General features: G+C 67.4%; 9 protein-coding genes. 1 reads left to right on the forward strand and 8 read right to left on the reverse strand.

The window, feature by feature from the left end; genetic code table 11:
• Positions 1–71 precede the first annotated feature (71 nt).
• From ACCD11_RS28020 to ACCD11_RS28050, 7 genes are all read right to left on the reverse strand, one after another.
• On the reverse strand, positions 72–1,061 hold the full coding sequence (locus tag ACCD11_RS28020; protein ID WP_413316360.1) for a 2-hydroxyacid dehydrogenase: 990 nt from the start codon (positions 1,059–1,061) through the stop codon (positions 72–74).
• Between the two features lie 5 nt (positions 1,062–1,066).
• A complete protein-coding gene (locus ACCD11_RS28025; RefSeq protein WP_413316362.1) occupies positions 1,067–2,020 on the reverse strand; it encodes a sugar kinase in 954 nt (317 codons plus the stop codon).
• Positions 2,021–2,034: 14 nt separating this feature from the next.
• A complete protein-coding gene (locus ACCD11_RS28030) occupies positions 2,035–2,778 on the reverse strand; it encodes a sugar phosphate isomerase/epimerase family protein (protein WP_413316364.1) in 744 nt (247 codons plus the stop codon).
• The gene (locus ACCD11_RS28035; RefSeq protein WP_413316366.1) at positions 2,779–3,534 is read right to left on the reverse strand and encodes an amino acid ABC transporter ATP-binding protein; all 756 of its coding nucleotides are present in this window, start codon (positions 3,532–3,534) and stop codon (positions 2,779–2,781) included.
• Between the two features lie 137 nt (positions 3,535–3,671).
• Positions 3,672–4,469 (reverse strand): transporter substrate-binding domain-containing protein, encoded by a 798-nt coding sequence (locus ACCD11_RS28040; RefSeq protein WP_413316368.1) that lies wholly within the window; start codon positions 4,467–4,469, stop codon positions 3,672–3,674.
• A gap of 55 nt (positions 4,470–4,524) precedes the next feature.
• A complete protein-coding gene (locus ACCD11_RS28045) occupies positions 4,525–5,178 on the reverse strand; it encodes an amino acid ABC transporter permease (RefSeq protein ID WP_413316370.1) in 654 nt (217 codons plus the stop codon).
• Between the two features lie 24 nt (positions 5,179–5,202).
• A complete protein-coding gene (locus ACCD11_RS28050; protein WP_007835644.1) occupies positions 5,203–5,874 on the reverse strand; it encodes an amino acid ABC transporter permease in 672 nt (223 codons plus the stop codon).
• 142 nt (positions 5,875–6,016) lie between these two features.
• Here ACCD11_RS28050 and ACCD11_RS28055 point away from each other — a divergent pair, with 142 nt between their 5' ends.
• Positions 6,017–7,726 (forward strand): hypothetical protein, encoded by a 1,710-nt coding sequence (locus tag ACCD11_RS28055; protein WP_413316372.1) that lies wholly within the window; start codon positions 6,017–6,019, stop codon positions 7,724–7,726.
• Here the strand turns inward: ACCD11_RS28055 and ACCD11_RS28060 are convergent, their stop codons facing one another.
• Complete coding sequence (locus tag ACCD11_RS28060; RefSeq protein WP_413316374.1) at positions 7,727–8,257, reverse strand: cysteine hydrolase family protein; 531 nt, start codon at positions 8,255–8,257, stop codon at positions 7,727–7,729. It lies immediately after the preceding gene.
• Positions 8,258–8,427 lie beyond the last annotated feature (170 nt).

Below are 8,427 nucleotides of genomic sequence, written 5' to 3' on the forward strand. Positions count from 1 at the left end.
CCGGGTGGATGCGCCGCTTGCCCCCACCCCTGCCCTCCCCCGGAAGGGGAGGGAGAAAAGCCTTGAGGGACTCATGCGGCCGCCGTGTCGTACGGCGCCGCCGGCTTCTCCCCGGCCAGCACCTGCAGCAGATTGGTCGTCGCCAGCTCCGCCATCGCGTGCCGGGTCTCGTGCGTGGCCGAGCCGATGTGCGGCAGCGGCGTCACGCGCGGATGCGTGCGCAGCGGCGAGTCGGCCGGCAGCGGCTCCTTCGCGAACACGTCGAGGCCTGCGGCGCGCAGCGTGCCGTGGTCGAGGGCGTGCAGCAGCGCGTCTTCGTTCACGGTGGCGCCTCGGCCGCCGTTGATGAAGGATGCACCGGGCTTCATGCGCGCGAAGAAGGCCGCGTCGATCATGCCGCGCGTGGCGTCGGTCAGCGGCAGCATCGCAAGCACGATGTCGGCGCGCGCGAGCAGATCGTCGAGCGGCGTGTGCGTGGCGCGGCCCTGCAGTTCGGGCGCCTGCGCAGCCAGGTCGACCGCGCGGCGCGAGTGGTACAGCACCGGCATGCCGAAACCCAGTGCAGCGCGCCTCGCCACGGCCTGCCCGATACGGCCGAAGCCCAGGATGCCCAGCGTCTTGCCATGCACGTCGGTGCCGAAGAGCTCTTCGCCGATGTTCCTGGTCCATCGCCCTTCGCGCACGAGGTTCGAGAGTTCGACCACGCGGCGCTGCGTGGCCATGAGGATCGCGAACACGGTGTCGGCCACCGTCTCGGTCAGCACGTCGGGGGTGTGGCACAGCACGATGCCGCGCTTGTGCAGTTCGGCCAGCGGGTAGTTGTCGACGCCGACCGACACGCTCGAAATGACTTGCAGCTGCGGCGCCGCATCGAGCAGCGCAGCATCGACCGTGTGGCTCGATCCGATCAACCCGTGCGCGATGCGCAGCGCGGCGGCGAATGCCTCGGGCTCCTTGCGGGGATCGGCCACGGTGACGTGGTGCGCGGCCTGCAGGCGTGCCAGCTGATCCTCGGGCAGCGGCCGGAAGACGAGGATGTTCTTCTTCGATGCGTTCGTCATGGCGTTCAGAGCCCCGCTTCTTCGAGTTGCGCCCGCGTCGGCAGGCCTTCGGTATCGCCCAGCACCTGAACGGCGCGCGCGCCGATCCATGCGCCGCGGCGCACGGCATCGGGCACGCTGCGGCCTTCGAGCAGCGCGCTCACCACGCCGGCCGCGAAGCCGTCGCCCGCGCCCACGGTGTCGATCACTTCCTTCACCGGAAAGCCGTCGACGCGGCCAGTGCCGGCCACGTCGCTGTCGTAGTAGGCGCCCTCGGCGCCGAGCTTGACGACCACCAGCTTCGCGCCGCGTTCGCGATAGAACTTCGCGACGTCCTCGGGCTTGTCGTGGCCCGTGAGCAGCAGTCCCTCTTCGATGCCGGGCAGCACCCAGTCGGCGCGCGAGGCGAGTTCGTTGACCCAATGGCGCATGGTCTCGGTGGACGACCACAGCGTCGGGCGCAGGTTGGTGTCGAAGGAGATGGTGCGGCCCGCGGCGCGCATCACGTCCATGGTCTTCAGCGCGGCCTGCAGGCTGGTGTCGGAGATGGCGGCGAACACGCCCGTGGCGTGCAAATGGCGCGCCGAGCGCAGCCAGGCCTCGTCGACGTCGGCCGGGCCCATGTGGCTCGCGGCCGAACCCTTGCGGTGGTATTCGATCGGCGGGTCGCTGCCGTCGGTGACGTGGCCCTTGAACTGGAAGCCGGTGCGCTGCGTCGCATCGGTGATCACGTGCGAGCAGTCGATGCCTTCGGCGCGCATCGCGGCCAGCAACGCGCGGCCCATCGAGTCGGTGCCGAGCCGGCTGGCCCACCCGACCTTGAGGCCCAGCCGCGAGAGGCCGATGGCCACGTTGGTCTCGGCGCCGGCGGTGCGCTTGTGGAACGACTGGGCGTCTTCCAGCGGACCTGGCCGGTCGGCCACGAGCAGCAGCATGGCTTCGCCGAACAGGGCGACGTCGAAAGCGGTGGGTTCTGTCATGTGTGTCTCTCGATCTATGCGCGCGCGGCGCGGATGAAATCGATCTGCGCGCGGGTAACGGCCAGCAGGTCGTCGCCTGCGAGAGGGTATTCGATGGCGTGGGGCACGTCAGCCGGCAATGCACGCAGCACCGCGCGCCACGGCACGGCCGAATCGCCCAGCGGCACCGCCACCCACTTGTGCGGCAGGCGCTGCACGCCCTTGCAATGCACGTAGCGCACGCGGTGGCCCAGCGCCTGCGCCGCCTGCAGCGGGCATTCGCCGAGCCAGTGCCAGTTGCCCATGTCGAAGGTCATGCCGAGCGGCACCCCGGCACGGTCGGCCACCTCGAAGAAAGTCTGCAGCGCGGGCAGCGTGCCGGCGCGCACGGTCTGGTCGTTCTCGATGAGCAGCTCGACGCGTGTTTCGGCCAGTTCCACCTTCAGGCCCCAGAGCGAGCCGTGCGACGAGGCCTGGAAGTCGCCGATGGACATCTTGAGCCGCTTGGCGCCTATACGCGTGGCCGCGGCGATGCCGCGCTTGAGCGCGGCGCTGTCGAGCCAGCCACCCTGGGCCCACAGGCCCTCGGGGCTGGAGTACACGGAAGCGAGCCCGCTCAGGGCGGGCAGTTCGGCCCCGGCGTCGCGCAGCATCTCGCCGCGCACTTCCACCGAATCGGCGCCAGCCGCCAATGCCAGCTGCGAGCACCAGAGCTGGCCATGCCGCCCCACCTCGGCCGCACCGAAGGACGACAGAGAAATCAGAACGGAAAAGGACATTCAGTGCGCTTGGTGGGAGCTGAGGATCTGGCCGAGGAACTGGCGCGTGCGCTCGTCCTTGGGGTTGCCGAAGAACTCTTCCGGCGGCGCCTGCTCGACGATCTTTCCGTCGGCCATGAAGATCACGCGATCGGCCACGCTGCGGGCAAAACCCATTTCGTGCGTCACGCACAGCATGGTCATGCCGTCTTCGGCAAGGCCGATCATGGTGTCGAGCACTTCCTTGACCATCTCGGGGTCGAGCGCGGAAGTGGGCTCGTCGAACAGCATGATCTTGGGCGCCATGCACAGCGCGCGGGCGATGGCCACGCGCTGCTGCTGGCCGCCGGAGAGCTGGCTCGGGTACTTGCCGGCCTGCTCGGGAATGCGTACGCGCGTGAGGTACTTCATGGCCACCTCTTCGGCTTGCACCTTCGTCATGCCGCGCGAGCGCATCGGCGCCAGCGTGCAGTTCTCCAGGATGGTGAGGTGCGGGAACAGGTTGAACTGCTGGAACACCATGCCGACTTCGGCGCGCACGGCATCCACGTTCTTGCCGCCGGCCGTGAGGTCGATGCCGTCGACCACGATGCGGCCCTTCTGCACCGTCTCCAGCCGGTTGATGCAGCGGATGAGCGTCGACTTGCCCGAACCCGAAGGCCCGCAGATCACGATGCGCTCGCCCTGGCGCACCGACAGGTCGATGCCGGTCAACACCTGGAATTCACCGTACCACTTGTTGACCGCTTCCATGCGGATGATCGATTCCGTCGTCATGCTCGTTGTTCCGATACTCACTGTGGGGCGCCCTGCGCCTTCTCAAGGAACACCGCGGAACCGGCTTTGCCGGGCCGCAGGTGTTGCCCCCTGCAAGGGGGTTGGCGTAGCGACACGAAGTGCGCGAAGCCTGGGGGTCAGTTCATTTTCGGCAGGTCGGCCTGCAGCCACTTCTGATACAGCTTGTTGAGCTCGCCGTTGGCGGTGTTCTTCTGCACGAATTCGTTCACCGCCTTGTGCAGCTCTTCCTGGCCCGGACGCATCGCGATGCCCATCGACTGCTGCACCAGCGTGAACTTGTTTTCGTAGGTGCCGGCAGGCACGCGCTTGGCGATCTGTGCCGCCACGGTCACCGAGCAGCCGATGGCATCGACCTGGCCCGAGATCAGCGCCTGCATGGCCGAGGCGTCGTCGTCGAAACGGCGGATTTCGGTGCCTTCGGGCGCGGCCTTGGTCACGGCCACGTCCTGCGTCGAGGCGCGGGCCACGCCCACGCGCAGGCCCTTCAGGTCGCCCGCGGCCTTGATGGGGGCCTTGGTCGCGCCGTACAGCACGATGGTCGCGGCCGCGTAGGGCTGCGAGAACTGCACCTGCTTGGCACGCTCGGGCGTGATGGCCAGCGAGGCGACCAGCAGGTCGACCTTGTTGGTCAGCAGGAACGGGATGCGGTTGGGGCCCGTGACCGGCACGATGTTGGCCTTGACACCCCAGTCCTTCGCAAGCAGCTTGGCCACGTCGGCGTCGTAGCCGTCGGGCTGGTTCTTCGCATCGGTGGTGCCGTAGGGCGGAAAGTCGACCAGCATGCCGATGGTGATCTCGCCCTTCTTCTTGATGTCGGCCACCGACTGTGCCGAGGCGAAGGGTGCGAACACGGTGAGAGCGGCGCCGAGGCCCAGCACGGCGAGCGCGGCACGGCGGGTGGTGATACGGGTCATGGGTGTGTCTCCTGAATAAAGAAAGGAAGCGACGAGAAAGAGAAAACGGAAAGGGTCAGCGGGCAAGCGCCCGGGCGCGGCGGCGCTCCATGCGCGCGGCCAGCAGCGACAGCGGCCAGCAGATCGCGAAGTAGATGGCCGCCACCACCGAGAACACGATGAGCGGCTGGAAGGTGGCGTTGTTGACGATCTGCCCGGCGCGCGTGACTTCGACAAAACCGATGATGGCCGCGAGCGACGTCCCCTTGATGATCTGCACCACGTAGCCCACCGTGGGCGCCAGCGCGATCTTCAGCGCCTGCGGCAACACCACGTCGCGCATGCGGGACGTGTACCTGAGGCTCAGCGCCTCGGCGGCTTCCCACTGGCCGCGCGGAATGGCCTCGATGCAGCCGCGCCAGATCTCGCCGAGGAAAGCGGCGCTGTTCAGGATGAGCGCGACACCGGCAGCCACCCACGGATTGATGTCCAACCCCAGCACCGGCGCGCCGAAGAACACCAGGAACAGCTGCAGCAGCAGCGGCGTGCCCTGGAAGACCTGGATGAAAGTGGTCGACACGCCGCGCGCCCACGTCGACTGCGACGTGCGCATCAACGCGACGATGAGCCCCAGGATCGCGCCGCCCACGAAGGCGATGGCCGACAGCGCGAGCGTCCACTTGGCCGCTTCGAGGATGAAAAGGAATTCGGGAAAGCCGAAGGTGCGCATGGTGTTGTCTCCGTCCGTCGTTTCTTACCGGCGGTCCGGATAGTTGAGCGTGCGCCTGTAGATCAGCTTGAACATCGTCGAGAAGGCCAGCGCCAGCGCGAGGTAGATCGCAGCCACCACGATGTAGATCTCGAAGCTGCGGAAGGTCTGCGACTGCAGGTTGGCGGCCACCGAGGTCAGGTCGTCGGCCGAGATGACCGACACCACCGCCGAGCTCAGCATCAGCAGGATGAACTGGCTCGTGAGCGCCGGGTAGATGGCCTTCAGCGCGGGCTTGATGATGACGAAGCGGAAGATTTCCCAGGGCTTGAGGTTGAGCGCCCTGCCCGCCTCGATCTGCCCCTTGGGGATCGACTCGATGCCCGCGCGGATGATCTCGGTCGCATACGCACCGAGGTTCACCACCATCGCCACCAGCGCGGCCGTCTGCGGCGACCAGCGCAGCCCGATGGCCGGCAGCGCGAAGAAGAAAAAGAACAACTGCACGAGGAACGGCGTGTTGCGGATCACCTCGATATAGGCATTCACGATGAAGCGCAGCCAGCCCGGCCCGGAGGTCTTGCCCCAGGCGCAGAAGATGGCGACCACGAGGCCGAGCACCGTGGCCACGAGCGAGAGCTGGACCGTGATCCACGTGCCCTTGAGCAGCAACGGCCAGGCGGCGAAGACGGCGTCGAATTGAAACTGGTAGTTCATGGAGGGCGAACCCGGAAGTGGCGCGGGTGGCGCGTGCATGCCTCGAAGGCAATGCTTGCAGCTTATCTGAAACCGGTTTCATGATTGCCTAGGGATTCCCCTAGGTGGTCGTTTTGTCTCGCCTTCTGCCTACACTGAAGCCATGCTGAACCCACCCGCGGCCACCATGCCCACAGAGGCAACTGCGCTCTCCACAGGCGCCCCCACCGTGCAGCATTTCCGCCAGGCCCTGCTCTGGCCCTTGCGGCTGATGCCTGCGCCAGACGCCGGGCACGCGCACCACCACGCGCCCTGGCATGTGCTGCGCGAGTTGGGCGATGCCTCGCCATGGCGCGAAGAGGTCGACGAATACACCGGCGACAGCAGCCGCTTTCACGAGCGGCACTACAACGAGTTCGTGAGCTTCCTGCCGTACGTGCAGCGCTTTCTCTACGGCGAGGGCCGCTCGCGCAACGGCAGCAGCGGCGGTCCGGCCTCCGGCAACGACGGCGATTCACCGATGCGCGTCTTCCGCCGCCAAGACATCGCATCGGTGCGCGTGGTGGCCCGCGCGGGCGACGCGCCCGTCACGCTCGACGTGGTGCATTGCGACCTCTACTTCTTCTTCGACATCGACGTGGTCATGGTGAACCTCGAGGTCGGGGCCGACCACCTGAGTCTCGCGCAGGCGCAGGAAATCCTCTACCGCTTCGGCCGCGCCTACCCCTCCGGCTGGGAGCCCGATGGTTCGGCGCTGCATTGCATGGCGAGCGTCGAATGGCTGGGCGCCGACGGCCGCGTCCTCGCAAGCTCCGACGCGCAGCAGCGCGAGAGCTTCCTCTCGCACGTGGCGCAGCACCGCGCGCCGCGCATCTCCTCGCACTGGGCCTACCTGATGCAGCCGCTGGTGAGCGACCATTCCGAAGACCCCGGCGTGCTGCGCTACCGGCAGATCGAGTACTACCGCATGCCGGTCATGGCCTACCTCTCGCTGGACGACCCGCGCCGCCTCACGCGCGACGACTTCGTGCGGCTCGCGCTGGTAACGGGTGCCGGCACCACCGACGCGCACCTGCCCTACGCCGACCACCACCTCGCCGACTTCGAGCACAAGTACTGCTACGACCGCTTCTGGGTCAACGCCGGCGCAGCACCCAACACGCGCTACCTGTGCAACGGCCACGCCCTCATCGTGGTGGGCGATGCGCACTCCGAGTTCTTCTGCTGCCGCGACCGCGGCGTGCTCGCGCAGTTCAGGCACCAGCACTTCCTGCTGTTCCTCATCGCGCATTTCCAGAAGGCCTCGCTGCTGATGTTCTCCGACCAGCTGGTGGAGGCGCTCAAGCGGCTCGACATCCGCAGCACGCCGAGCGTGAAGCAGTTCAAGCGCGCGATCCGAGCGAGCTTCGAGCGCTTCCTGCGCTTCACGCACCGCTACTGGTTCCACGAGATCTCGGAACAGGCGCAGGTGCGCGCGCTCTCGCACATGTGTGCCGCGCACCTTGGGCTCGACCCGCTCTACGACGAGGTCAAGGCGCGCATCGCCGACATGAACACATATCTCGACGCCGACAGCCTGCGCCGGCAGGCCAGCACCGTGGTGCGCCTCACGGTGGTCACGCTGTTCGGCCTGATCGGCACCATCACCACCGGCTTCCTCGGCATGAACCTGTTGGCCGAGGCCGACGCACCGCTGTGGCGCAAGGCACTGTGGTTCGGCGTGGTGTTCGTCCTTACGACCTGGCTCACCATCTACACGATGGTGAAGTCGCAGCGGCTGTCGGATTTCATCGACGCGCTGTCGAACGACAGGCTGGGCTTCAAGGGGAAGATGGCCGCGCTGGCGCGGGTGTGGCGGCCGGGGGCCGACTGATCAGAACGCGATGTCGGCGCTGGCCACCGCGCGAATCGGCACGCCGAAGCTCGTGATGTCCGACAGCGTGGCGTTGTGATGCGCACGGATCTGCGCACCCGTCGCGTGCGGCTTGTCGTGCGAGGTGTGCGCGTCGGCTGCGAGCACCACGTGGTAGCCCAGCGCGGCGGCGCGGCGCACGGTGGTGTCGACGCAAAACTCCGACGAATAGCCGCAGACCACCACGCGCTTCACGCCATGCTCCGACAGCCAGGCTTCGAGCGGCGTGCGCAGAAAGGAGTCGGGCGTGGTCTTGCGGATGCGGACGTCGCGCGAATCGGTGTTCAGCGCACCGGCGAGCTGCCAGCGCTCGGAATCGAATTCCAGGTCGACCGCATTCTCGTGCTGGATGAAGGCCACGGGCACACCGGCTGCACGGGCACGTTCGGTGAGCGCATTGATGCGCTGCATCACTTGCCCGGCTTCATGGGGGCGCGGCGGATCGTCGCAAAGGCCACGTTGGACGTCGATGACGAGGACGGCAGTGTTCATGCGCCCATCGTAGCGGCTCCCCTCAGTTCCAGGCACTCACTTCGAGCCGTACTTTCCCGCTGATGCCGGGCGCCCCCCGGGCGGCGCCCCCGCGACACCCCGGCACCCAGAACACCACCATTCCCCCTGGCCGCGGCATACGGCTGAAAGCCACCGCCCCCGCGCCCGCC

The organism is Variovorax sp. Varisp36, from assembly GCF_047304235.1.
In the GTDB taxonomy this organism is placed as follows: domain Bacteria; phylum Pseudomonadota; class Gammaproteobacteria; order Burkholderiales; family Burkholderiaceae_C; genus Variovorax.

What these genes read in the sequence shown, in the direction of transcription:
- ACCD11_RS28020 (WP_413316360.1), bottom strand. Translation starts at nt 1,061, where the DNA reads ATGACGAACGCATCGAAGAAGAACATCCTCGTCTTCCGGCCGCTGCCC.
- ACCD11_RS28050 (WP_007835644.1), bottom strand. Translation starts at nt 5,874, where the DNA reads ATGAACTACCAGTTTCAATTCGACGCCGTCTTCGCCGCCTGGCCGTTG.
- ACCD11_RS28040 (WP_413316368.1), bottom strand. Translation starts at nt 4,469, where the DNA reads ATGACCCGTATCACCACCCGCCGTGCCGCGCTCGCCGTGCTGGGCCTC.
- ACCD11_RS28045 (WP_413316370.1), bottom strand. Translation starts at nt 5,178, where the DNA reads ATGCGCACCTTCGGCTTTCCCGAATTCCTTTTCATCCTCGAAGCGGCC.
- ACCD11_RS28030 (WP_413316364.1), bottom strand. Translation starts at nt 2,778, where the DNA reads ATGTCCTTTTCCGTTCTGATTTCTCTGTCGTCCTTCGGTGCGGCCGAG.
- ACCD11_RS28055 (WP_413316372.1), top strand. Translation starts at nt 6,017, where the DNA reads ATGCTGAACCCACCCGCGGCCACCATGCCCACAGAGGCAACTGCGCTC.
- ACCD11_RS28035 (WP_413316366.1), bottom strand. Translation starts at nt 3,534, where the DNA reads ATGACGACGGAATCGATCATCCGCATGGAAGCGGTCAACAAGTGGTAC.
- ACCD11_RS28025 (WP_413316362.1), bottom strand. Translation starts at nt 2,020, where the DNA reads ATGACAGAACCCACCGCTTTCGACGTCGCCCTGTTCGGCGAAGCCATG.
- ACCD11_RS28060 (WP_413316374.1), bottom strand. Translation starts at nt 8,257, where the DNA reads ATGAACACTGCCGTCCTCGTCATCGACGTCCAACGTGGCCTTTGCGAC.